Source organism: Streptomyces sp. NPDC088246 (assembly GCF_044741025.1).
Lineage (GTDB): Bacteria > Actinomycetota > Actinomycetes > Streptomycetales > Streptomycetaceae > Streptomyces.
In genome coordinates, this window is sequence record NZ_JBIURV010000023.1 from 24,705 (window position 1) to 48,159 (window position 23,455).

The 23,455-nt window shown below is 69.7% G+C and carries 18 protein-coding genes and 1 pseudogene; 12 read left to right on the top strand and 7 right to left on the bottom strand.

The features are described 5' to 3' along the window. Positions 1-19: 19 nt before the first annotated feature. Both ACIPEK_RS28395 and ACIPEK_RS28400 read left to right on the top strand, forming a co-directional pair. Positions 20-1,315, top strand: coding sequence for a uracil-xanthine permease family protein (locus ACIPEK_RS28395; RefSeq protein WP_402001840.1), 1,296 nt, complete (start codon positions 20-22; stop codon positions 1,313-1,315). A 112-nt stretch (positions 1,316-1,427) separates the two neighbouring features. Then, positions 1,428-1,651: pseudogene (locus tag ACIPEK_RS28400) on the top strand (DUF5995 family protein); the annotation flags it as partial. A 37-nt stretch (positions 1,652-1,688) separates the two neighbouring features. On the opposite strand, the gene ACIPEK_RS28405 reads toward ACIPEK_RS28400, so the two are convergent. The 6 genes from ACIPEK_RS28405 to ACIPEK_RS28430 all read right to left on the bottom strand — a co-directional run bounded on the left by ACIPEK_RS28405 (position 1,689) and on the right by ACIPEK_RS28430 (position 9,229). Then, positions 1,689-2,621 carry a GNAT family N-acetyltransferase gene (locus ACIPEK_RS28405; RefSeq protein ID WP_402001569.1) on the bottom strand — a complete coding sequence of 311 codons (933 nt, stop codon included), beginning with the start codon at positions 2,619-2,621 and terminating at the stop codon, positions 1,689-1,691. Then, on the bottom strand, positions 2,618-4,777 hold the full coding sequence (locus tag ACIPEK_RS28410) for a peptidase C14 (protein WP_402001572.1): 2,160 nt from the start codon (positions 4,775-4,777) through the stop codon (positions 2,618-2,620). Before ACIPEK_RS28410 ends, ACIPEK_RS28405 begins: the two co-directional genes overlap by 4 nt. Positions 4,778-4,834: 57 nt before the next feature. Then, positions 4,835-5,674: an SDR family NAD(P)-dependent oxidoreductase gene (locus ACIPEK_RS28415; RefSeq protein ID WP_402001575.1), complete on the bottom strand. Its 840-nt coding sequence runs from the start codon at positions 5,672-5,674 to the stop codon at positions 4,835-4,837. 155 nt (positions 5,675-5,829) lie between these two features. After that, positions 5,830-6,675 carry an amidohydrolase family protein gene (locus ACIPEK_RS28420; RefSeq protein ID WP_402001578.1) on the bottom strand — a complete coding sequence of 282 codons (846 nt, stop codon included), beginning with the start codon at positions 6,673-6,675 and terminating at the stop codon, positions 5,830-5,832. Beyond that, positions 6,672-7,859 carry a mandelate racemase/muconate lactonizing enzyme family protein gene (locus ACIPEK_RS28425; RefSeq protein ID WP_383082405.1) on the bottom strand — a complete coding sequence of 396 codons (1,188 nt, stop codon included), beginning with the start codon at positions 7,857-7,859 and terminating at the stop codon, positions 6,672-6,674. The genes ACIPEK_RS28420 and ACIPEK_RS28425 overlap by 4 nt, the downstream gene beginning before the upstream one ends. After that, positions 7,859-9,229, bottom strand: coding sequence for an aspartate aminotransferase family protein (locus ACIPEK_RS28430; protein ID WP_383082402.1), 1,371 nt, complete (start codon positions 9,227-9,229; stop codon positions 7,859-7,861). The genes ACIPEK_RS28425 and ACIPEK_RS28430 overlap by 1 nt, the downstream gene beginning before the upstream one ends. 291 nt (positions 9,230-9,520) lie before the next feature. On the opposite strand from ACIPEK_RS28430, the gene ACIPEK_RS28435 reads away from it, so the two are divergent. From ACIPEK_RS28435 to ACIPEK_RS28480, 10 genes are all read left to right on the top strand, one after another. Beyond that, a complete protein-coding gene (locus tag ACIPEK_RS28435) occupies positions 9,521-10,378 on the top strand; it encodes an IclR family transcriptional regulator (protein WP_402001583.1) in 858 nt (285 codons plus the stop codon). A gap of 208 nt (positions 10,379-10,586) precedes the next feature. Then, complete coding sequence (locus ACIPEK_RS28440) at positions 10,587-12,737, top strand: peptidase C14 (protein WP_402001586.1); 2,151 nt, start codon at positions 10,587-10,589, stop codon at positions 12,735-12,737. A gap of 233 nt (positions 12,738-12,970) precedes the next feature. Continuing rightward, positions 12,971-14,227 (top strand): Gfo/Idh/MocA family protein, encoded by a 1,257-nt coding sequence (locus ACIPEK_RS28445; RefSeq protein WP_402001589.1) that lies wholly within the window; start codon positions 12,971-12,973, stop codon positions 14,225-14,227. A 211-nt stretch (positions 14,228-14,438) separates the two neighbouring features. Next, on the top strand, positions 14,439-15,695 hold the full coding sequence (locus ACIPEK_RS28450) for an ABC transporter substrate-binding protein (RefSeq protein ID WP_402001592.1): 1,257 nt from the start codon (positions 14,439-14,441) through the stop codon (positions 15,693-15,695). Positions 15,696-15,804: 109 nt separating this feature from the next. Next, complete coding sequence (locus ACIPEK_RS28455) at positions 15,805-16,710, top strand: carbohydrate ABC transporter permease (protein WP_402001595.1); 906 nt, start codon at positions 15,805-15,807, stop codon at positions 16,708-16,710. A gap of 2 nt (positions 16,711-16,712) precedes the next feature. Beyond that, positions 16,713-17,660: a carbohydrate ABC transporter permease gene (locus ACIPEK_RS28460; RefSeq protein WP_402001598.1), complete on the top strand. Its 948-nt coding sequence runs from the start codon at positions 16,713-16,715 to the stop codon at positions 17,658-17,660. 6 nt (positions 17,661-17,666) lie between these two features. After that, a complete protein-coding gene (locus ACIPEK_RS28465) occupies positions 17,667-18,695 on the top strand; it encodes an NAD-dependent epimerase/dehydratase family protein (protein ID WP_402001601.1) in 1,029 nt (342 codons plus the stop codon). Positions 18,696-18,703: 8 nt separating this feature from the next. Then, on the top strand, positions 18,704-19,759 hold the full coding sequence (locus tag ACIPEK_RS28470; RefSeq protein ID WP_402001604.1) for a dihydrodipicolinate synthase family protein: 1,056 nt from the start codon (positions 18,704-18,706) through the stop codon (positions 19,757-19,759). Further along, positions 19,743-20,765 (top strand): hydroxyacid dehydrogenase, encoded by a 1,023-nt coding sequence (locus ACIPEK_RS28475; RefSeq protein ID WP_402001607.1) that lies wholly within the window; start codon positions 19,743-19,745, stop codon positions 20,763-20,765. The genes ACIPEK_RS28470 and ACIPEK_RS28475 overlap by 17 nt, the downstream gene beginning before the upstream one ends. 79 nt (positions 20,766-20,844) lie before the next feature. Further along, entirely contained in the window at positions 20,845-21,693 is an 849-nt protein-coding gene (locus tag ACIPEK_RS28480; protein WP_402001610.1) for a fumarylacetoacetate hydrolase family protein, read from the top strand. 28 nt (positions 21,694-21,721) lie between these two features. Here the strand turns inward: ACIPEK_RS28480 and ACIPEK_RS28485 are convergent, their stop codons facing one another. Beyond that, positions 21,722-23,428, bottom strand: coding sequence for a flavin monoamine oxidase family protein (locus ACIPEK_RS28485; protein WP_402001613.1), 1,707 nt, complete (start codon positions 23,426-23,428; stop codon positions 21,722-21,724). Positions 23,429-23,455 lie beyond the last annotated feature (27 nt).

Sequence of the window (23,455 nt, forward strand, 5' to 3'; positions counted from 1 at the left end):
CTCCCACGTCCCCGGTCCTGTGACCGCGCCGGCGACGGCATCTCATCATGGAAAGGGCGGCACGACATTCGTCGCCCCGGTGCTCATGGGCCTGGACCCGAACCTGGCGATCATGATGTCGGGTGTCGCGACGGCCATCTTCCTGCTGGCCACGCGCGGCCAGGTGCCCAGCTACCTCGGCTGTTCACTCTCCTTCGTCGGGGTCGCCGCGACGATCCGGGCGAGCGGCGGCAGCAGCGCGGTGGTCACCGGTGCGGTCTTCGTCGTCGGCGTGGTGCTCTTCCTCGCCGGTCTCGCGGTGCAGCGGTTCGGCGCGCGGATCATCCATGCGGCGATGCCGCCGGTGGTCACCGGAGCCGTCGTCATGCTGATCGGCTTCAACCTGGCTCCGGTGACCGCGTCGACGTACTGGCCGCAGGACCAGTGGACGGCACTGCTGGTGATGCTCTTCACCGGACTGGCCGTGGTGTGCCTGCGCGGATTCTTCTCGCGTATCGCGATCTTCCTGGGTCTGGTCTTCGGGTACGTGCTGTCCTGGGTCCTCGACCTGGTCTTCGGCAAGATCCACTCCCCGGTGGGCGGCGCCCAGGCCGTCGACCACTGGCGGCTCGACCTGTCGGGTGTCGCCAAGGCCGACTGGATCGGGCTCCCGTCCTTCCACGCGCCGAGCTTCGAGTGGTCGGCGATCCTGGTCGCCCTGCCGGTGGTCATCGCGCTGATCGCCGAGAACGCCGGCCATGTGAAGGCCGTCGGCGAGATGACCGGCGCCTCGCTGGACGACAAGCTGGGCACCGCGATCGCCGCCGACGGCGCCGCGTCGATGCTGTCGACCGCGGTGGGCGGCCCGCCGAACACCACATACTCGGAGAACATCGGCGTCATGGCCGCGACCCGCGTCTACTCCACCGCCGCGTACTGGGCCGCCGCCTGCTTCGCTCTGCTCTTCGGTCTCTGCCCCAAGTTCGGTGCGGTCGTCGCCGCCATCCCCGGCGGTGTGCTCGGCGGCATCACCGTCATCCTGTACGGCATGATCGGCCTCCTCGGTGCCCAGATCTGGCTGCACGGCAAGGTCGATCTGCGCAATCCGCTGAACCTGGTCCCGGCCGCCGCGGGCATCATCATCGGCGTCGGCGGGGTCAGCCTGAAGATCACCGACAACTTCGAGCTGAGCGGCATCGCCCTGGGCACGATCGTGGTGATCACCGGCTATCACGTACTCCGTGCCTTCGCCCCGGCGCACCTCAAGACCCAGGAGCCCTTGCTGGACTCCGGGACGTCGGCGTACGACGAACCGACACCGACGGACAAGGCGTAGCACCGAAGCGGGGCCTTCCGGCTGCTCGCACGCCGGGCACGCTGCGGTGCGCGTCGCAGCCGTTCCCCCGTTCCGCTGAACCCTCGGCAGGTCTGTGCCGTGGCGTACTTGGATCCGCGAGGATCTGATGCCCGGCCCCGATCTGCTGGAACTCGCGGATCCGCTCACCCATCTGCTCGGCTCGTGGAGTCCGGAACGGGCCCGTGAGGCGGCCGGTCCGCGCCCCTGGCGCTGTGGCGACTGCGTGATGTCCCGCTGCTCGCCGAGGAGTTCAGGAAGCGGATGGACGCGGGGGCGGGGCTGGTGGGGCGCTGTCTGCTCACTCCCTGTCGCTGACGGCGTCCCGGACTCGTAGAAGCGGCCGCCGTACCGGTCAGAAGCAGTCGCCGTACCAGTGGACCGCACCGGGCGCCGTGACCGTGGCCCGGACCGAGTCGGCGGTGGCGTGCAACGGGCGTGCCATGCCCACGTGTTCGTCAACCGTCCGGGGGTCCACCAGCAGGGCCGGCAGCGCTGCCCGGACCCCCGGGCCGTCGGGAATCCGGACCCGGGCCCGGTTCAGCCCCGCGGCCCGGCCGCGTTCGCCGACGGCGGCGAACAGCTCGCCCAGGCACTCGGGGGCGCCCGCGAATTCGCGTACCTCCACGCACTGCCTCTCGTGCTGGGCCACCATCCAGCCGACGAGCGCCCCCGACCCGGGGTCCTGAGCCACGAACGACCGGCCGGCAGGGCCGTACCAGGCGGGCACGCGCACCGCCCAGTCCTCCGGAGCCCGCAACGAGCTGAGCGGTCTGTTCACGTTGTACGCATGGTGCAGGGCAGCCACCTCCACGGCGTCCTGTGCGGTGGCCTCGCGTACCCGGAACGCCCCGGGGGCAGCCGGGGGCGCGAGCGTCCCCTCGGTGTACGCACTGCCGAATTCCTGCCATCCCGAGCCCCGGTAGACCCCGGGCGTCCCGGTGAACAGCAGGGACCAGGCGCACTGTTCGGCCATCATGGTGCGCTCCGCCTCCACCAGCAGCCGACGCACCAGCCCCTGCCCCCGGGCTTCGGGACGGGTGGCGACGCTGCCGATGCCGCCGACCCGCTGCGGGGTGCCGTGTGCGTCACGGATCAGCCTCGGTACGTAGACGACGACCGCGTCGACCCCGTCCCCCGGACCGTTCTGCGCGACGAACGTATGGCGGTGGCGGTCCGGGTCGAGGGCATGGAGGGCGGCGATCTGCGGGGCGTCGAAGCATCGCTGCCACAGGGCGGCCAGGGCCGGATCGTCGGCCGACGTCGCGGCTCTGATGATGCCGGTCACAGCGTCAGATTTCCGTCCGTGCGCACCGAGTCGCTGTTCACGGGCATCGCGCCACGCTTCGTACCGTCCTCCACGCACGCGGTGTGCAGGGTCGAATCGAGTGCGTCCGGGGCGAGGTGGAGCGTGCCGCCGGTGAAGCGGCTGCCGGTCGCCGCGTAGTGGTTCGTGCCGTCGGCGATGCGCACATGGGCGGTGTCCGGTCCCGAGGCGGCGCTGCTGAGCGCGTTGATGTCCCAGGTCACCTTCCCGGGGCCGGCTGCGCGGCCGAGAAGCACCTTGGCCTTGTTGCTGCCGGTGAGGTGGGTGCCGCCGGTGACGGTGATCCGCTGGTCGCGCACGGCGCTGAGTTCGATGCCGGTGTTGTCGTAACTACCGCCGTCGATCCGTAGATCCGCCGATCCGACCGAGATCGGGGCCGCGTTCCCGGCGCCGGTGACGGTGCAGTCGGTGAAGTGGACGGGCCCCGCACCGCGCAGGATCGCACCATCGACGCCCTTGAAGGTGCAGCGTACGAAGTGGACGGGAGCGGTGACCGGAGTCTGGACGAGGACGGCGCCCGCGGGCGGCTCGAAGGAGCAGTCGCTGATGGTGGTCGGCCGGGCGGAGCGGGCGGAGCGCTGGGCGACGGCGAAGGTCCTGGCGGTGCAGCCGCGCACCTGGGCTCCGTCGGCGTTGACGGTGAGGGTGCCGGCCTGGTCGAAGGTGGGGCGCGCGATCACCGTGATGTCCTCGAGGGTCAGATCGGTGATCTTGGTGTTGGCGGTGAACCAGGAGCAGACATGTCTGCGTACGGTGATCCGCTTCGCGGAAATTCCCCACTGCGCACCGGAGTTGGCTATGTCCATCAGTCCGGAGTTGCCGTCGAAGAGCAGATCGTGCTCGTACTGCCCGTGTGTCGTGAAGGGGTTGCCGCCCGCGTCGTCGCCGTCGCCGTGGCAGTTCACGACGGTGCAGTAGGCGGAGGCTGTCAGGTCGTTGAGATGACGGACGTTACTGGTCGTGCAGTCCGCGACCCGCCCGTACAGGCAGTAGATCTGCTGCGTGAGATAGCCCGCGCCGCCGTACTCGACGGTGGGCGGGTTCTTCAGGGAGCACTCCTCGGTACGGAACCGGGTGCACCAGCGGCGCATGATGACCGGCCAGAAGGAGCCGGTGGCATGGATCCCGGAGACGTCGCAGCCGACGGCGTACTCGAAGCTGACGGGGTGGGAGCCGGTGTACTCGTCGGGGCCGGCGCCCTCGAAGACCAGATTGCGGATGTGGGTGCCCTGGACCGGCTCGATGCGGGTCCAGGTGAGGGTGCGGCCCTCGGCGAGTTCCCAGCCGTTGAGGTAGCCGACCCGGATGTGGTCCGCGTCGATGATCTCGGTGATCTCGACCAGCTTCTGCAGCTCGCGTTCGTCACGGCCGCCGCCCGCGACCGGATCGACCTGCACGGCCCACCACTGGCCGACCTCGAACGCCTTGGCGTCGGGGACCGGGAAGGTGTCGGTGAGCTCGATGACCTTGCCGGAGAGCGCGTGCTCGACGGTGGTGTCGGTGACGGTGCCGCGGAAGGAGAGGACGGCGCCGAAGGGGTTGTCGTGGGTGTTCTTCTCGATGCCTTCGGTGCGCATGCGGTGGCCGCCGAAGTCGAGTTCGATGTTGGAGCGGTTCCAGAGGTGGCGTTTGGTGAACAGGAGGTCGGTGTGGGCCTCGATGCGGTGGACGCTGTTGTCGGCGATCATCGCGTCGAGGGCGGCGTCGGCGGGTTCTTCGGCGTCGAAGTGGCCGAAGGTGCGGAAGTCGAGGGTTCCGGTGTGGAGCTGGAGCCAGCGGCCGGTCTTTGTGGCGGTGGGTGCGATCACCGTTCCGCCGTTGTGCGCGGCGTCGGACTTCCTGTTCCAGCGCACGGCCATCGCGCCGCCGTCGCCGGGGGCGTGGTAGCCGGCGACCAGGATCTGGGTGCCGTCGTCGAGCGGCTTGGTGTTCAGCGCGCGCAGCTCGGCGACCGTGTCGACACGCAGCACATCGCCTGCGTGCGACGGTGCGGCCTGCGCCGAGCCGGAGGCCACGGCCGAACCGGCCATGACCAGACCGGCCAGCCCCGAAGCCCGCAACAGAGTACGACGGGACGAAGCGGAGGACTTGGCTGGGGACGATGCATGGACGGACATGGCGGAGGTACTCCTCGCGTTGTCGATGCGTGCTCGATGAAGACCGGTCGGTCGCGGTCAGATCGTGTTGCGGTACGGCGGCATGAATCGCATGCGCGGCATCTGGTCGGCGAGGACTCCCCCGTCGACGACGATGCGCGCCCCGGTGAGGTACGCCCCGGCATCCGAGGCGAGCAGCAGCAGTGCGCCCACGCATTCGTCGGGCTGTGCGTATCTGCCGAGTGGGATGCGCTCGCGGTACGCGGATTCGAAGGCCTCCCGGTCGAAGGGGAATTCGCCGTCGATGGGGGTCTCGACCATGCCGGGGGCAAGGGTGTTGGCGGTGATGCCGTGCGGGGCGAGTTCGACCGCCAGGGTCTCGGTGAGCAGTTGGGCGGCGGCCTTGGAGGCGTTGTAGTGGGCCAGGCCCGCCTCCGCCACCAGGGCGTTCTTCGACGTGATGGTGATGATGCGGCCGGCGACGGAGTCCGCCGTCATGTGCTCGGCGATGCGCTGGCTGAGGAAGAAGACGGCGTCGACGTTGACCCGCATGATGTGCGACCAGCTTGCGGGGGTGATCTCGTTGAAGCGTTCCAGTGCCGCCGTTCCCGCATTGTTGACCAGGATGTGCAGCGGTCCTGTCTCGGCGCGTACGGCATCGACGAAGCCGGGCAGCGCGTCGATGTCCGCGAGGTCCTGGCCGTAGGTGCGGACCTGTCGGCCGAGCGCCCGGACGGCCGCCGCGGTCTCGGCGACGCCGTCGGCACCGGGCAGGTCGACGAGGACCAGATCGGCGCCCGCCTCGGCGAGCCCGACGGCGAAGGACCGGCCGAGGCCCCGCGCGGCTCCGGTCACGACCGCGGTGCGGCCGGTCAGGTCGAAGCGGTCACTGCCGCGGGGCGGGACGGCTGCGGTCATGGCGGGGGTTCCTCCAGGCGGAGAGGTACGGAGAAGGGTGGGCCGCCGCGCAGGGACACAGGGTGGGAGCGCGGCGGCCCGGCTGCCGGTGCGGCGCCCGGGTAACAGGCGGGCGACCCGTGCGCCGTACCGGCAGGTCTGTGGGGACGGCCCGGTCAGTCGTTCAGGCCGAGCAGGTCCAGTGACGGCCGGTGGATGATCTCCTCCACCGCGTCCGCATCCAGCGGCGGCAGCCCGGGGATGCCGGGGATGCGGGCGATCTCCCGCAGCCCCTTCACCGAGTCGTCGACCGTCGTGAACGGGTAGTCGCTGCCGAACATCAGCTTGTCGAAGACCCCGTAGTCCTGGACCAGCCGGAGGCTGTGCCAGAGCTGGAAGGGCCGGTAGTGCAGGGCGCTGATGTCCGCGTACACATGCGGGTGCTTGCGGATGACCGCGATGCACTCGCCCTCGAAGGGGTGGCCGAGGTGGGCGAGGACCATCCGCAGTTCGGGGTGGCGGATGGCGACTGCGTCCAGGTGGCGGGGCATCGCCCATTCCAGCGGCGCGTTCGACACAAAGGTCGTGCCGGTGTGGACGAGAAGCGGAAGGCCGTGCCGTTCGGCGTAGCCGTACAGCTCGTCGTACTCCTCGGCGGCCGGGTCGAAGCCCGCGTACATCGGCATCAGCTTGATGCCGCGCAGTCCCAGTTCCTGGTGGCCGTAGCGGAGTTCGTCCTGCCAGCCGGGCTGGGTGGGGTCGAGGGAGAGGTAGCCGATGAGCCGGTCGGGGTGCGCTCCGGCGTACGAGGCGACGGCGTCGTCGTCGACCCAGAGGCCGCTGCGGCGCGCCTTGCCCCCGACGACGATCGTGCGGGTGCCCTCGGGCGCCGTTGCTGCGTACTCCTCCCACTTCACCGTGAGGTCGACCTCGCCCGCGTGGGCGCGTGCGGAGTCGGACTTGAACGGGTCGGTGAAGTCGTGGCTGTGCCGGAAGAGATGTGAGTGGACGTCGACGATCATGTCCGGTTCCGCTTCTCCCAGCCGTCCGCGAACATGTTCCAGAAGCGGTGGCTGGGCGGGTGTTCCTCGAAGACCTCGTCGACGAGCTCGACACCGAGTCCCGGGGCGGTCGGCAGGCCGATGCGGCCGTCGACGATCGGGAGGGTGCCCTTGAGGGCGTCGAAGACGTAGTCCTCCAGGAGTCCGTCGAAGGTTTCGAGGATCTTGAAGTTGGGGACGCCGAGCGTCGCGTGCACCGAGACGGTGGTGCAGAGCGGTGAGTTGGAGTTGTGCGGGGCCACGAGCATGCCGTGGGTATCGGCGATCGCGGCGAGTTTCCTGACCTCGGTGAAGCCGCCGGCCATGGAGAGGTCGGGCTGGATGATGTCGACCGCGTTCGTGGCGAAGAGCTGCTTGTACTCGTAGCGGTTGTGGAAGTGCTCGCCGCCGGAGATGGGGAACGCGGCGCGCTGCCGCAGTTCCGCGTAGCGCTCGATGTGGGTCCAGGGCATCGGCTCCTCGAACCAGCCGATGTCGAAGGGCTCCAGCTCCCGCACAAGGCGGGCGGCGGTCGGCATGGCGAACCGGGCGTGGCCTTCGATGAACAGGTCGACGTCCGGTCCGATGGCCTCGCGGACGGCGGCCACCAGGTCGACGGAGCGGCGCAGTTCGGCGCGCTCCAGCTCGTGCAGGCCGGGGCCGAAGGGGTCGAACTTGAGGGCGGTGAAGCCCTTCGCCACGGTCTCCTTCGCCTTGGCGGCGAAGGTCTCGGGCTCGCGTTCGCCGGTGTACCAGCCGTTGGCGTACACGCGTACCTCGTCCCGGCAGGCGCCGCCGGTCAGCCGGTATGCGGGCACGCCGAGCGCCTTGCCCATCAGGTCGTACATCGCCTGGTCGAGGCCGGAGAGGGCGATGCCGCCCATGTCGCCGCCGCGCAGGAAGTCGCCCTGGTAGACGCGGAGCCAGAGCTCCTCGATGTCGAAGGGGTCGGCGCCGATGAGATGGCGCTGTGCGAGGGCCTCGGTGAGGGCGCAGACCTCGCTGACCCGGTAGGGGTGGGTGATCTCGCCGATGCCGGACAGGCCCTCGTCGGTGTGGACCCGGACATAGCCGAAGTCGCGCCAGGAGGTGCCGAGCATCAGGGTCTCGACCCGGGTGATCCGTCCGGCGGGGCCCGCGGGGCGGGTGCGGTTGACAGTGAGCATCAGCGGGTCGCTCCGCCCATGGTGGAGGTGTTCTCCAGGTCGCGCGCGCCACCGTCGGCGAGAACGGCCTTGACCGCGGCCTCGGTGCCCTCGATCAGGCGGTCCACGTCGGCGTCGGTGTGGGCGTAGCTGATGTGGCTGCGCTTGAGGTTGAGCGGCAGCTCGAACAGGCCGTGGTCGAGGAGCCTCCGACGGTAGCCGACGAAGAGCGAGGCGTCGTTGTTCAGCAGGTCCGCGTAGGTGCGGGGGGTCTCGCCCGGCATGAAGTAGCTGACGAAGACGGAGCCGTAACCGGTGACGACGGCGGGGACGCCGAGGCGCTCGTACAGTCCGGTCAGTTCGCTGCGGACCCGGTCGCCGAGCCGGAAGACGTGCTCGTGGACCGGCTCCTCGCGCAGCTTGCGGAGGGTGGCGAGGGCGGCGGCGACGACGGACGGGTGGCCGTTGTACGTACCGGCGAAGAAGGCGGGGGCGCCGGGGCGGGTGGAGAAGAGGTCCATCAGGTCGGCTCGGCCGCCGATCGCGCCGACGGGGGCGCCGTTGGCGATGGCCTTGCCGAGGGTGGTGAGGTCGGGGGTGATGCCGGAGATCTTCTGCCAGCCGCCGATGTCGTGGCGGAAGCCGGTGATGACCTCGTCGAAGATCAGGACGCTGCCGGCCCTGGTGGTCTCCTCGCGCAGTGTGGTGAGGAACTCCTGGTACGGCAGGAGCGCGCCGACGTTGTGCGGGACGGGTTCGACGATGACGGCGGCGATGTCGGAGCCGTGTTCGGCGAAGGTGCGGCGGACGGCCTCGCTGTCGTTGAAGGGCAGGACGAGGGTGGCTTCGAGGACCTCGGGCAGGATGCCGGTCGAGATCGGGTCGTGGGCGCCGACCATCGAAGGGGCGGAGATGACGTTGAGGCTGACCGCGTCGTGCCAGCCGTGGTAACAGCCCTGGAACTTGACGACCAGGCGGCGGCCGGTGGCGGCGCGGGAGACGCGCAGCGCGTGGAACGTGGCCTCGCTGCCGGTGCTGGTGAGCAGCACCTTCTCGATCGACGGGATCAGTTCGGTGAGCTGTTCGGCGAGGAGGACCTCGCCTTCGGTGACGCCGACGCCCATGTGTCCGAGGGTGGCGCCGGCCTCGGCGGTGGCACGGGCCACGTCGGGGTCGTTGTGACCGAGCAGGGGCGGGCCGAACGCCGAGTGGAAGTCGGTGTACTCGCGTCCGTCGGCGGTACGGAACCGTGCGCCGTCGGTTCCGGTGACGACCAGATCGGTCAGTCCGGGAACGCTGCGCTGACCGCTGTTCACGCCGCCGGGTACGACCTGGCGGGCGCGCTCGGCGAGTCGGGCTCCGGATTCGTTGCCTACCGGGCCTGAACTCATATCGCTTGCTCCTTGCGTCGAGAGTCGTCGGTCTTCGCAGGCCCTGCCCGGCCTGTGAGTCCCTGGCGCCATCCGCCCGGCAGTCGCCGCAGGAAGAGGGGGATCCGTGGTGCTTGGGTGGTGTGTTTCGCTTTTTCTGAACGCTGTTCTGTAGAGCAGAACAGTGCCTGGATATTACGTGCGGCGCCTGGGCCGGTCAACCCCCTTTCCGGCTCGGCAAACCCGATTCCCCGGCTTTCTTCTCGGAGAAAGCGCCTCCCGGCCTCCCCGAAGGCACTAGGCTGTTCTGCTATGACGAACAGTGCTGCCCCAGAAGAACCGAAGTACTGGGTCAAGAGCGTGGCCAGGGCAGCGGACATCCTCGAAGCGCTCGCCGCCCCCGCACAGGGGAACGGCCTGAGCGTCACGGAGGTCGGCCAGGCCTGCTCGATCTCCAAGAGTGCCGCCTTCGGCATGCTCCAGACCCTGCGCGCCTACGGCCTCGTCTCGGACGACGGCGAGGGCATGAACCGCCGCTACCGGCTCGGCATGAGCCTGGCCCGGCTCGGCGACAGGGCCCGCTCCCAGGTGTCCCTGCGCGGGGTCGCCCACCCGGTCCTGCGCGAGCTCACCCGGACCACCGGCATGGCGTCCAGGCTCGCCGTGCCCGAGGACGGCCATGCGGTCGTCGTGGACCAGGTCGAGCTCGACCAGCGCGTCCGGCTCGATCTGCGGATGGGGCAGCGCGAGCTGCCGCACTGCACGGGCCTGGGCAAGGCGCTGCTCTCCGCCGTGCCGCAGAGCGAGGCCGCCGCGGTCGTCGAGCGTTTCGGGCTGCCCCGGCGTACGTCCCGCACGATCACCGACCCGGCCACCTTCCTTTCGCATCTGCGCGACATCGCCCGGGTCGGCTACGCCCTGGACGACGAGGAGGACGCCGAGGGCATCATCTGCATCGGCGCGCCGGTATTCGACGACCGTTCGGTGTGCGCCGGAGCCATCTCCATCACCGGCCTCAAGCTCGGTCTGCCGGCCTGGCGCTACCAGGAACTGGGCGGCCAGGTACGGGACTCGGCGCGGCGGATCAGCATCTCGCTGGGGTGGGTCGACGACGCGGAGGACGACACATCCGACACCGACACATCGCATTCCGACGGATTCGGGTCTTGACCAATCGGCGTAACCCGCCGTAGGTTCCCTGCCAACCGCGGTGACGCTCGTTCGTCACCGGCGATTTACCCCTTCCGGTCCGCTTCCGACGCCTGCCCACCGCGTCGTGAACATCCGACGGCCGGACCCTTTTCAGCCATCCGCCTCATGGCAGTCCACCGCAGGAACGCTCCCTCATTTTCGGCACTTCTCGGAAGGCGAAGTCCGCATGAGCGTTCCGCACCCACACACCTCCGCTTCGTCCCGTCGTACTCTGTTGCGGGCTTCGGGGCTGGCCGGTCTGGTCATGGCCGGTTCGGCCGTGGCCTCCGGCTCGGCGCAGGCCGCACCGTCGCACGCAGGCGATGTGCTGCGTGTCGACACGGTCGCCGAGCTGCGCGCGCTGAACACCAAGCCGCTCGACGACGGCACCCAGATCCTGGTCGCCGGCTACCACGCCCCCGGCGACGGCGGCGCGATGGTCGTGCGCTGGGACCACAAGTCCGACGCCGCGCACAACGGCGGAACGGTGATCGCACCCACCGCCACAAAGACCGGCCGCTGGCTCCAGCTCCACACCGGAACCCTCGACTTCCGCACCTTCGGCCACTTCGACGCCGAAGAACCCGCCGACGCCGCCCTCGACGCGATGATCGCCGACAACAGCGTCCACCGCATCGAGGCCCACACCGACCTCCTGTTCACCAAACGCCACCTCTGGAACCGCTCCAACATCGAACTCGACTTCGGCGGCCACCGCATGCGCACCGAAGGCATCGAGAAGAACACCCACGACAACCCCTTCGGCGCCGTCCTCTCCTTCCGCGGCACCGTCACCGACACCACCGTCGAGCACACCCTGAGCGCGGCGATGCCGGATCTCTCGGATCTCTTCGAGGTCGGCGACTCGGCGAAGTTCTCAGTCGGCCAGTGGTGGGCCGTGGAGATCAACGCCCTGTCGGGGAAGTACGAGAAGGAGATCCAGCGTCTCGTCCAGGTCACCGATGTCGTCGACCCGACGCACATCCGGGTCAACTACCAGATCGGCTGGGACCTGGCCGCCGGCCGCACCCTCACCTGGACCCGGATCGAGCCCGTCGACCGCGCCCACGTCCGCAACCTCGTCTTCGAGGGCTGGGGCGAGGACGAGATGACCGGCTCGCACCCGGTGGCATACGAGTACGCGGTGCGCTGCGACGTTTCCGGAATCGAGGCCATCGGCACCTTCTGGCCGGTGGTGATGCGCCGCTGGTGCACGTACTACCGCACCGAGCAGTGCTCGCTGACCAACCCCAAGTCCGTCACATACGGCGGCGCCGGATACCTCACCCAGCAGATCTACTGCCTGTACGGGCACGTCGAGGACTGTCACACGTCCAACGCCCGTCATCTCAACGACTTCACGGCCTCCGCCTACTGCTACGTCACCAACTGCCACGGCGACGGTGACGACGAGGGCCCGTTCGTGACGCACGGACAGTTCGAGCACGACCTCGTCTACACCGGCAACTCCGGCCTGATGACCTTCGCCAACTCCGGTGCCGCCTGGGGTGGCAGGGCCAAGCGGATCACGGTACGCAGGCACGCCTGCTCCTGGTTCGTGGCCCGCGTCAAGATCACCGATCTGACGCTGGAGGACGTACTGGTCATCGGCAAGAAGTCCCTGGCCGGCTCGGGAATGCTCTGGGTCAACGCCGACGGTGTGCAGATGCGCGGCTGTACGGCCTCCGGTCCGCTGATCGTGTCCCGAACCTCGGACCTGTCCGCCCGCCCCAATGTGATCGCCGACTCCTCGTTCGCCTTCGCGGCGGGCGCGGAGATAACCCAGACCGGTGTCAGCGTCCCGCTCACCCTTCAGCGCAGCACGCTGAAGGGCGTCGACGGCGCGGTCTTCAACGGCACCGGTCCGCTCGTCCTGGACCAGTGCGCCCTGACCGGCTCCAAGGACACCGCCCCGGTCTCGCTCGCGCACGCCGACATCACCGTCCTCGGCGGCGAACTCCGCGACACCGGCCTCAAGTTGACCTCGGCGAAGAACCAGCGGCTGCGCATCGACGGAACGCGCCTGACCGGCACCAACAAGGACGGCGCCCTGCTGGCCCGTACCGGCTCCGGACGAACCGTCGACTGGCAGCTCACCGGCCTCGACTCGACCGCCCCCGAGGGCACCGCCCACGTGCTGGTCACCGAGGGCCCCAACCGCTACCGGGCCACCGGCTCCACCTTCACCGGCGGCCGGCTCGAACTGCGGCCGGCGGCGTTCGGCGGCAACTCCAGCCATCTGCTGCACACCGGCTGCGTGGAGGACGGCACCGAGCGCACCGCGCTGCCGGACGAGGGCGACCGCGTCGCCCACACCGCGGCCACGCTGCGCTTCTGACCACTTCGGGACCTCTCGTTCGGATCATGCCGGGCTCGCGGGGTCCGGCACGCACGCTCGCGGCGTTGTCGTCGGTCTTCCCCAAGCTCTCGGCTCCGCTCGAGCAGGGGAGACCCCATCGGCTCCGCCATGGCTCCCTCCTCCGCCTTGCGATCGCACGCACCGGACCCCGCTCTCTGATCCGGCCTGATCCGAACGAAAGGCCCCAACCCATCGAGCACCAGGGATTCCCCGTGTCCACGCATACCCCGATCACCGGCCGGCCCGTACGGGTCGCGCTCGTCGGCGCCGGCAACCGCGGTCAGACGTACGCCGAGTGGATCAAGGCGCACCCCGAGCGCGCCGAACTCGTCGCCGTCGCCGATCCGCGCCCCGCGGCGCGGGCCGCCGCCGGTGCACCCGTCGAGTTCGACGACTGGCGGCCGCTGGCCGAGAACCGCATCGCCGACGCCGTCATCGTCGCCACCCAGGACCGTTTCCATGTGGAGCCGGTGCTGGCCCTGGCCGAGGCCGGATACGCGATCCTCGCCGAGAAGCCCCTCGCCCCGACCGAGGACGAGACCCGGCGGATCGTCGAGGGTGTGGAGCGGGCCGGGGTCCTCTTCGCGGTGTGCCATGTCATGCGGTACACCCCCTACACCGACCTGGTGAAGGAGGTGGTGGACTCCGGCGTGCTCGGTCAGCTGGTCTCCCTCGACCATCTGGAGCCGGTCGGCTGGTGGCACTACGCCCACAGTTACGTGCGCGGGCCGTGGCGCAGCGAGAAGGATTCCTCCCCGATGCTGCTCGCCAAGTCCTGCCACGACCTGGACTGGATCACGTATGTCATGGGCGGACGGATCGAACAGGTCACCGGTTTCGGCGGGCTGAAGCACTTCCGGCCCGAGAATGCTCCGGCCGGGTCCGCCGACCGCTGTCTCGACTGTGCGGTCGAGTCCGACTGCCCGTACAGCGCACTGAAGTTGTACATGCCGACGCTGCGCGAGAAGGGCGCGGTCTGGCCGGTCACCCATGTCACCGAGGCGTCCGACGAGGCCGGGCTCGTGCAGGCGTTGCGCGAGGGGCCGTACGGCGTCTGCGCGTACCGCAGCGACAACGACGTGGTCGATCACCAGGTGCTGGCGATGCAGCTGACGGACGGGGTGACCGCGACCTTCCAGATGGTGGCGTTCACCGAGCAGACGCACCGGCAGACCCGGATCTTCGGCTCGCACGGCTGGCTCATCGGTGACGGTGAGCGGGTCACGGTGCAGGACTTCCGGACCGGCGAGTCCACCGTCCATGAACTCGGCGCCTCCGGTTCGAACGCGGCCGACGGGCACGGCGGCGGGGACGCCGCGCTCGTCGAGGCGTTCGTCACCGCCGTCGCCACCGGTGACGCCGGGGCCGTCCGCTCCGGTCCCACCACCTCGCTCGGCAGCCATCTCGCGGCGTTCGCCGCCGAACGCGCCCGGCACACCGGCACCGTCCAGACGGTGCCGGCCAAGTGACGCCCCCTGAAGGGCCTGTCGTTCGGACCAGGCCGGGCTCGCGGGGTCTGGCACGCACATCTGCCGCGTTGTCGTCAATCACCAACGCTCCACGTTGCCTCAATCCTCCGCCTTGCAGCCGCACGCACCAAACCCCGCTCCCTGATCCGGCCTGGTCCGAACGACAGGCCCTCTTCCCCATCCCACCCTCACGTCCTCGGAGGACCACCTCATGTCCCGTCTCCTCAGCCGCCGCTCCAGAGTGCGCGCCGTCGCCGCCCCCGTCCTCGCCACCGCCCTCGCCGCCGGCGTGCTGGCCGGCTGCTCCGGCAGCGGCAGCGACGACAACACCGTCACCATGTGGACCTACCCCGTCATCTTCGACGAGGCCAAGAACAAGGCCTACTGGGACGGTCTGGTCAAGGCGTTCGAGAAGAAGCACTCGGGCGTCAAGGTGAAGGTGGAGACCTTCCCGTGGGCCAACCGCGACACCGCCCTGGCCACCGCGATCGCCTCCGGCAAGGGTCCGGACGCGGTCTACCTGATCCCGGACCAGCTGCCGAAGTACGCCAAGAGCATCGTCCCGGCCGACGAGTACATGCCGTCCGACGCCAAGTCGGACTACACGGACTTCGCGCTGAAGTCCGTCACCGTCGACGGCAAGGCGCTCGCCACCCCGATCCTGACCAGCGCCAATCCGCTGATCTGCGACAAGCGGGTGTTCGCCGCGATCGGCGAGAAGAACTACCCGACGAGCTGGGCGGACCTTCAGGCGCTGGCCCCGAAGCTGAAGAAGAAGGGCTACTACGCCACCACCTACTACGGCGACACCCAGCAGACCCTCAACATGACCTTCTACCCGCTGCTGTGGCAGGCCGGCGGGGACGTCTTCTCCGAGGACGGCAAGACCGTCACCTTCAACGACGCGGCGGGCGTCAAGGCCCTGACGTACCTGAAGGAGCTCGTCGACGGCGGCTACACCGACAAGGACCTGGTCACCACCACGCCCAAGCTGGAGCAGACCCCCACTGCCAAGGGCAAGATCGCCTGTACCTGGCAGAACACCCCGTCGGACGTCGAGCCGTTCTGGGGCAAGGAGAACATCGTCGTCCAGCCGCCGCTGAAGGACGTCGAGTCGGTGGGCTACGGGACCGTGGGCGCCCTGTCGATGCTGAAGGGCGCCGACAAGAAGAACACCGGCGACTGGCTGAACTTCGTCGCCGAGTCGAAGAACGCGGCCGGTCTGGAGAAGGAAGCAGGCTACTTCCCGGCCCGCAAGTCCGGCGGCGACCTTTATCCCGGCGACGCGCTGCAGACGGCGGTCGGCGCGACGCTGCCGAGCATGACCGTGGGTCCGCTCCAGGACAAGGCCCGTGAGGTCCAGGGCGTGCTGGCGCCGGAGATCCAGGCGGCGCTGCTGGGCAAGAAGAGCCCGCAGGAGGCGCTGAACGCCGCGCAGAAGGCCGCGCAGGCGATGCTCGGCCGCTGATCACACGCGGGGCCGGGGTCCGGCCGCACCCGGACCCCGGCCCCGCACCCTCCGGGGGAGCACGCTCCCCCGGCCCCCCGCAATTCCCCCGTACCGCAAGGAGATCCCCGTGGCAGTCGTCGCGGAACCCACCCGCCGGGGCCGTCGCAGCGGGCCGCAGGCGCGCCGCGAGGCCCGGATCGGCCTGCTCTTCGTCCTGCCGTGCTTCCTGCTCTTCCTGGCCTTCCGGTTCGGTCCGGGCATCGCCGGTGTGCTGATGAGCTTCACCGACTACTCCCTGACCGGCGGCGGCAGCTTCGTCGGGCTGGACAACTTCACCCGTCTGTGGGACGATCCGCTGTTCTGGCAGGCGCTGAAGGTCACCGTCCTGTACACCGTGCTCGCCGTGCCCGGCACGCTGATCGCGTCGGTGTCCCTGGCCCTGATCACCCGCCGCGCGTTCCGCGGCGCCAAGTTCTTCCGTTCGGTGTTCTTCCTGCCGGTCGTCACCTCGCTGGTGCTGGCCGCCACCGTCTTCGTCTGGATCTTCTCGACGGGCGGCCCGTGGTCCACCCTGATGGGCTGGTCCGGGATGTCGGAGGGCTCCTGGCTCTCCGACGACGTGCTGGTGCTGCCCGCGCTCGCGATCGTCGGCGTCTGGTCCCGGTTCGGGTACGGGATGCTCATCCTGCTGGCCCGGATGCAGGACATCCCGCGGGAGCTGGAGGAGGCGGCTCTCACCGACGGCGCGGGCCCCTGGCAGCGGTTCCGGCACATCGTGCTGCCACAGCTCAAGCCCGCCCTCTTCTTCCTCGCCGTGATCGAGACGACGGCCTCGTTCCAGGTCTTCGACGCGGTCTACACGATGACCGGCGGCGGCCCCGCCAACGCCAGCTACACGCTCGTCTTCCAGCTCTACGACGCGGGCTTCAAGTACTTCGACCTGGGCTACGCGTCCGCCATCGGCGTCGCACTCTTCGCGCTGACCGTGGTGGTCGCGGTGATCCAGCGGCTCGTGATCGGGAAGGACCAGTGACCATGACCGCAGCACCCGTAAAGACCGAGACCCCGCCCGCGGGCACGGTTCCCGCGACGCCCGACCGGGCCGCCCGCCGGGCCGAGCGCAAGCTGCGCAAGCTCTCGGAGCAGGACACCGTCCCGCACGGCATGCGGCCCACCCGGGCCGGCCGGATCGGCCGCGCCGTCCTGCTGACCGTGGCCGCGATCGTCACGATCTTCCCGTTCTACGCGATGGTCGTGCTCTCGCTGAAGCCCGCCGCGGCGGTCGAGTTCCCCGGCAGTCTGCTGCCCTGGCCGCTGACCGGCGAGGCGTACGGCACCGTCATGAACTCCCAGGACGTGCCGCGCTGGCTGCTCAACACCCTGCTCTACTCGGTCGTCTCGGTCGTCGGCGTGCTGCTGCTCGCCTCGCTCGCCGGGTACGCCTTCGCCAAGAAGCGCTTCCCGGGCCGGGAAACGATGTTCTGGTCGTTCCTGTCGATGGTGATGGTCCCGTACCACGTCACGATGATCCCCACCTTCGCGATGATCGCGAAGCTGGGCGGCGTGGACACCTACTGGGGTCTGATCGTGCCGACCCTCGCCAATGCCCAGGCGGTCTTCCTGATGCGCCAGTTCATCCAGGGACTGCCGGACGAGCTCTTCGAGGCGGCCCGGCTGGACGGCTGCAACGAGTGGCAGATCTTCTACCGCATCGTGCTGCCGCTGCTGAAGCCGATCCTCGCCACGCTCGGCGTCTTCGTCTTCCTGTGGCACTGGAACGACTTCCTGTGGCCGCTGGTCATCGGCCAGTCCACCGACATGCGCACCCTCACCGTCGGCATCGCCTCGCTCCAGCAGCAGAACGTGCCGCTCAATGTGGTGCTCTCCGGCTCCGTCATCGCGTTCGTGCCCATCTTCGCCGCGTACATGGTGGGCCAGCGCTACTTCACCGAGGGCGTCACCGCGTCCGGAATCAAGGGATAGCTACGAATGTTCACCGATGAGGCCGCTCTGGAAGAGCGGCTCGCCACCCCCTCCCCCGCGCTCGTCGCCGACCTCGGCCCCCTCGAAGGCGATCTGCTGGTGCTCGGCGCCGGCGGCAAAATGGGCCCCAGCCTGTGCCGACTGGCCCGCCGGGCGCTGGACGCCGCGGGCCGCAGCGATGTGACCGTGTACGCGGTCTCCCGCTGGTCCGACAAGTCCGCAGCCGACGAGTTGGAGGCCGCCGGGGTCTCCACCGTCGCCTTCGACCTGATGGACCCGGCCGCCGATCTGGCCGAGCTGCCCGACGCCGGGAACATCGTCTTCATGGTCGGCGCCAAGTTCGGCTCCGCCGGGGCGCCTTCGCACGCCTGGGCGGTGAACGCCGCGATGCCGGACCGGGTGGCGCGCCGCTGGCCGGGTTCGCGGATCGCCGCGTTCTCCACCGGCAATGTGTATCCGCTGGTACCGGTCTCCTCGGGCGGCTGCACCGAGTCCGACCCGGTCGGCCCGGTCGGCGAGTACGCCATGTCGTGCCTCGGCCGTGAGCGGATCTTCGGCCATGCGGCACTGACCCGTGGCACCAGGGTCGCCAACATCCGCCTCAACTACGCGGTCGATCTCCGCTACGGCGTCCTCGCCGACATCGCGTACCGCGTACAGGCGGGTGAGCCCGTCGATGTGACGACCGGCCACGCCAATGTGGTGTGGCAGGGGTACGCCAATGAGGTCGCCCTGCGTTCCCTGCTGCACGCCACCGACGGCGACGCGTTCACCCTCAACCTCACCGGTCCGGAGACCGCTTCGGTGCGCCGCATCGCCCAGTGGTTCGGCGAGGAGTTCGACCGGGAGCCGGTCTTCGCGGGCGAGGAGGCGCCCACCGCGCTGCTCTCCGACGCAAGCCGCTGCCATGCCCTCTTCGGGTACCCGGATGTCGCTCTGCGCACCCTCGTCGAGTGGCAGGCCGACTGGCTGCGCCGCGGGCTGCCGCTGTCCGGCAAGCCCACCAAGTTCCAGGTCCGTGACGGAAGGTTCTGATCCACTCCATGTCCACTCCCTCCCTCCCGTCCACCCCGGCCCTGGACGCGCTCGCCCGCGGTGCCGTGATCCCCGCACATCCGCTCGCCCTGCACGCCGACGGCTCCTTCGACGAGCGCCGGCAGCGTGCGCTGACCCGCTACTACCTCGCCTCCGGCGCGGGCGGGGTCGCCGTCGCCGTACACACCACCCAGTTCGAGATCCGCGAGCCCGAGGTCGGTCTGTTCCGGCCGGTCCTGGAGCTCGCCGCCGAGACGATCGACGCCGAGGCCGGCCGGCCGTTCATCAAGGTCGCCGGTGCCTGCGGATACACGGCGCAGGCCGTCGCCGAGGCCGGGACCGCCGCCGAGCTCGGCTATGACGCGGTGCTGCTCAGCCCGGCCGTGCCCGGTGCGGACGAGAAGGGTCTGCTGGAGCGGGCGCGGGCGGTCGGCGAGGTGCTGCCGGTGATCGGCTTCTATCTCCAGGAGGCCGTCGGCGGACGGTACTTGTCGCCGGGCTTCTGGTCCGCGTTCACCGATCTGCCGAACACGGTCGCGGTGAAGATCGCCCCGTTCGACCGGTACCGCACCGCCGATGTCGTACGGGCGGTGGCCGCCGCGGACCGCGCCGACGAGGTGGCGCTGTACACGGGCAACGACGACGACATCATCGGTGATCTGCTCACCCCGTACGAGACGGCGGGCGGCACACCGCACTGGTTCGCGGGCGGCCTCCTCGGCCAGTGGGCCGTGTGGACGAACTCCGCGGTGACGCTCCTGGACGACATCCGTAAGGCGCGCGGCGGGGACCATGAGGCGATGGTGCGCTGTCTGGCGCGTCGCTCCGAGCTGACCGATGCCAACAGCGCGGTCTTCGATGTGCGCGGCGCGTTCCGCGGCTGCATCGCCGGGGTGCACGAAGTGCTGCACCGCCAGGGACTGTTGGCGAACATCAGGTGCCTGGACCCGGCCGAGACGCTCTCCCCCGGGCAGGCGGAGGAGATCAGCCGGGTGGCCGCGGCCTACCCTTGGCTGACCGATGACGCCTTCGTTGCGGAGCATCTCGATGCCTGGCTCTCCTGATCCTGCCGATCGCCCGCGGGTGGTCGTCGCCGTACCGCCGGGCCTGCGGGCCCAGTTCTTCACCGCCGAGGTGTGGCGGGAGCTGGAGCGCGCGGCGGAGCTGACGGTCCTGGACGACCACTCCGACCGGGCGGCGGTGGCCGCGGCACTGCCCCGCGCCCGCGCGCTGATCACCTCGTGGCGGGCGCCCAAGGTGGACGCCGGACTCCTCGCGTCGGCCGACCGGTTGGAGCTGGTGGCGCACACCGGTTCGGCGGTCGCGCCCTATGTCACCGAGGAGGTGTTCCGGCGAGGCATCCTGGTCACCCAGGCGGGCGACGAGATGGCCCGTCCGGTCGCCGAGGTGGCTCTCGCGTTCACGCTCTCGCTGCTCCACCGCATCCAGCGCTTCGACCACGCCCTGCGCGGCGGGCTGGAGTGGGCGGCGGCGAGCGAGGCCCCGCCCCGCCACGAGATCCATGGCAGCGACATCGGCGTGATCGGCGCCTCCCGCACCGGACGTGCCTACATCGCCCTGGTGCGGGCGATGGGGGCACGGGTGAGCGTCACCGACCCCTACCTCTGCGACGCGGACGCCGAGGCGCTCGGCGTGAAGTCCGTACCGCTTCGGACTCTGCTGTCGCGCAGCAGGATCGTGGCCGTGCACGCGCCGGTCACCGAGGAGACCCGCAGGATGATCGGCGCCGAACAGCTGGCGCTGATGCCGGACGGGGCCGGCCTGGTGAACACCGCCAGGTCGTGGCTGGTCGACGAGGACGCACTCCTCGCCGAGCTGGCATCGGGCCGGCTGGACGCGGCGATCGATGTCTTCGACGCCGAGCCGCTGCCCGCCGGCCACCCCTTCCGCTCCCTGCCGAATGTGCTGCTCACCCCGCACCAGGCAGCGGGCAGCGTCGAGTGCCGGCAACGGCTCGGAACGAGCGCCGTCAACGAGGTACTGCGGCTGCTCGCCGGACGCCCCCCGGTCCACGCGGTCACCGCCGACGCCCTCACCCGTCTGCACTAGCGCTGTGCGGCGGATCAGGACCGGAGAAAGGCCCTGATCCCCACCCAACCCCCATACCTGTCAGGAGAGTTCACCCGTCATGCGACTGATGCGCATCGGCGAGCCGGGCCATGAGCGCCCCGTTGCCATCTGCCCCGAGGGCCGTCACCACGACCTGTCCGGCATCACCCACGACATCGACGGCGCGTTCTTCGCCGCGCTCGCAGACAATCCGCACCTGATCCCCGCCGAGCCGGCGCTCCCGGAGACGGACATCACGGGCCGGCGGATCGGAGCCCCGGTGGCCCGTCCCTCCGCACTGCTCTGCATCGGCCAGAACTACGCGGCCCACGCGGCGGAGTCGGGTGCCGAGCCGCCCGCGCAGCCGATCCTCTTCTACAAGTCGCCGAACACGATCGTCGGCCCGTACGACGACGTGCTGATCCCGCGCGGCTCGAAGAAGACCGACTGGGAGGTCGAGCTGGCCGTCGTCATCGGCCGTCGCGCCTCCTACCTGGACTCTCCCGCCGACGCCGCCGCACACATCGCGGGCTATGCCGTCAGCAACGACGTCTCCGAGCGCGCCTTCCAGCTGGAGCAGTCGGGCGGCCAGTGGTCCAAGGGCAAGAGCTGCGCCACGTTCAACCCGCTGGGGCCGGTGCTGGTGACGGCCGACGAGGTCGGTGACCCGCAGCAGCTGCGGCTGCGCAGCTATGTGAACGGGGAGTCGAGGCAGGATTCCAGCACCGCGGACATGATCTTCAGCGTGGCTCATCTGGTGCACCATCTGTCGCAGTATCTGGTGCTGGAGCCCGGCGACATCATCAACACCGGTACTCCGCGGGGTGTGGCCCTGTCCGGCCGATTCCCCTACCTGGGTCCGGACGATGTGATGGAGGCCGAGATCTCGGGCCTGGGCCGGCAGCGCAGCGTCTGCCGGCCCGCGTGACACCGAACGTGTCCCGGCCCGACCGGTCTCAGTCCTCCGGGAGTTCGACCGGGGCGATGTCGTCGAAGACATCGCCGGGGCCGGGGTTCGTCGCATCGGTCGCGCCGCCGAACTGGGTCATGACACCCCACACGGCGTTGAGCGCGGTCTGTACGGCGCCCTCGGCCCATCCGGCCGTCCAGGAGATGTCGTCGCCCGCGAGGAAGAGTCCGCGCTTGTCGGCGGGCAGCCGGTCCTGCATGAAGTGGGTGAACAGCCGCCGCTGATAGCGGTAGTGGCCCGGCAGATTGGCCTTGAACGCGCCCATGAAGTAGGGCTCGTTCTCCCAGGAAACCGTCACCGGGCTGCCGATGATGTGCTTCCTGATGTCAACGTCCCGGTAGATCTCGCCGAGCGACTTCAGCATGACCTCCATACGCTCGTTCGGGGAGAGCGGCAGCCACTTCAGACTGTCGTCGCACCAGGTGTACGAGAGGCAGATGACGGCCGGCTCGCCGGGCCCGTTGTCGAGTAGGTAGGTGCCCCGGGTCATCCGGTCGGTGAGCGTCATCGACATGACGTCCCGCCCCGTCGGCACCCCCCTGTCGTCGACGGCCTTGTCCAGCCAGAACGGCCGGTCGACCGGGACGAACAGCTTGGACGACTCCATGTAGTGGGTGCGCTCCATCGCCGTCCAGTGGTCGATCGGAAAGAGCGCGTCGTCGCAGTCGATCTTCGAGAGCAGCAGCCAGGACTGCCCGGTGAAGATCGCGGCGGGGTAGGTGCGTATGTCGCCGGTGGCGTCGGTGACGGTGATCCGGTTTCCGGCGGTGCGGGTCAGCCGGGTCACGGCGGGGCGCGGCTCGCCATCGTGCAGCGAGGACAGTGACGTGCCGAGCGGCCAGTGGACGATCTTCTGCGGTTCGCGGTCCCAGAGCCGCAGCGGGAGCTGCTGGCTGCCGCCGACGATGCCCCGGTGGTGGTCGTCCGCCTCGGTGTAGACGACGCGCAGGATCTCCAGGATGGAGTTGGGGAAGTCGGTGTCCCAGCCGCCGGTGCCGAAGCCGACCTGGCCGAAGATCTCACGGTGCCGGAACGACTTGAAGGCGTCGGAGTCGCAGAGGAATCCGTAGAAGGTCTGGTTGTCGAGCTTCTGGACGAGCTTCGCCCAGATCTCCCGGATGCGTGGCACATCGCGTTCGCGCATCGCGCGGTTCATGTCGGAAAAGTCCGCGCCCTCGTCCAGACACCGGTTCCAGGCGTCCATCACATCGCGGTAGACCTGCGGCAGATCGGCGATGGTCCGCGCGTAGTGCGACTCGCCCTTGAGGTCGACGACGGTCGACGGGGTGGCCGGGGAGAGCGGGTTGGGGAACGGCTTCGTCTCCAGGCCGACCAGATCGATGTAGTGCTGGAGAGCGGTGGAGGACGGCGGGAAGCGCATCGCGCCCATCTCCGCGGTGAGTTCCGGATCGCAGCCCTCGAAGCCGACAGTGCGCAGCCGGCCGCCGATCTCGTCCGCTTCGTAGACGACGGGCTTGAGCCCCATCTTCATCAGTTCGTACGCGGCCACGATGCCGGAGAGCCCGCCACCGATGACGGCGACCTCGGTGCCGTGCTCGGTCGCCGGTATCTGCCCGATCCCCGCGGGGTGCGCCAGGAAGTCGTCGTACGCGTAGGGAAAGTCCGGCCCGAACATGGTGATCGGCTCAGCCGCGTCGGTGTGCTGGACGGCGTTGGGCACCGTGGACGTCATGGGGTACGGACTCCTTGCACGGAAAAG

Bases quoted from the DNA above. Each gene is read 5' to 3' on its own strand.
- ACIPEK_RS28470 (WP_402001604.1), top strand. From the start codon at position 18,704: ATGTCCACTCCCTCCCTCCCGTCCACCCCGGCCCTGGACGCGCTCGCC.
- ACIPEK_RS28425 (WP_383082405.1), bottom strand. From the start codon at position 7,859: ATGCTCACTGTCAACCGCACCCGCCCCGCGGGCCCCGCCGGACGGATC.
- ACIPEK_RS28435 (WP_402001583.1), top strand. From the start codon at position 9,521: ATGACGAACAGTGCTGCCCCAGAAGAACCGAAGTACTGGGTCAAGAGC.
- ACIPEK_RS28410 (WP_402001572.1), bottom strand. From the start codon at position 4,777: ATGTCCGTCCATGCATCGTCCCCAGCCAAGTCCTCCGCTTCGTCCCGT.
- ACIPEK_RS28430 (WP_383082402.1), bottom strand. From the start codon at position 9,229: ATGAGTTCAGGCCCGGTAGGCAACGAATCCGGAGCCCGACTCGCCGAG.
- ACIPEK_RS28440 (WP_402001586.1), top strand. From the start codon at position 10,587: ATGAGCGTTCCGCACCCACACACCTCCGCTTCGTCCCGTCGTACTCTG.
- ACIPEK_RS28485 (WP_402001613.1), bottom strand. From the start codon at position 23,428: ATGACGTCCACGGTGCCCAACGCCGTCCAGCACACCGACGCGGCTGAG.
- ACIPEK_RS28465 (WP_402001601.1), top strand. From the start codon at position 17,667: ATGTTCACCGATGAGGCCGCTCTGGAAGAGCGGCTCGCCACCCCCTCC.
- ACIPEK_RS28415 (WP_402001575.1), bottom strand. From the start codon at position 5,674: ATGACCGCAGCCGTCCCGCCCCGCGGCAGTGACCGCTTCGACCTGACC.
- ACIPEK_RS28450 (WP_402001592.1), top strand. From the start codon at position 14,439: ATGTCCCGTCTCCTCAGCCGCCGCTCCAGAGTGCGCGCCGTCGCCGCC.
- ACIPEK_RS28460 (WP_402001598.1), top strand. From the start codon at position 16,713: ATGACCGCAGCACCCGTAAAGACCGAGACCCCGCCCGCGGGCACGGTT.
- ACIPEK_RS28475 (WP_402001607.1), top strand. From the start codon at position 19,743: ATGCCTGGCTCTCCTGATCCTGCCGATCGCCCGCGGGTGGTCGTCGCC.
- ACIPEK_RS28420 (WP_402001578.1), bottom strand. From the start codon at position 6,675: ATGATCGTCGACGTCCACTCACATCTCTTCCGGCACAGCCACGACTTC.
- ACIPEK_RS28480 (WP_402001610.1), top strand. From the start codon at position 20,845: ATGCGACTGATGCGCATCGGCGAGCCGGGCCATGAGCGCCCCGTTGCC.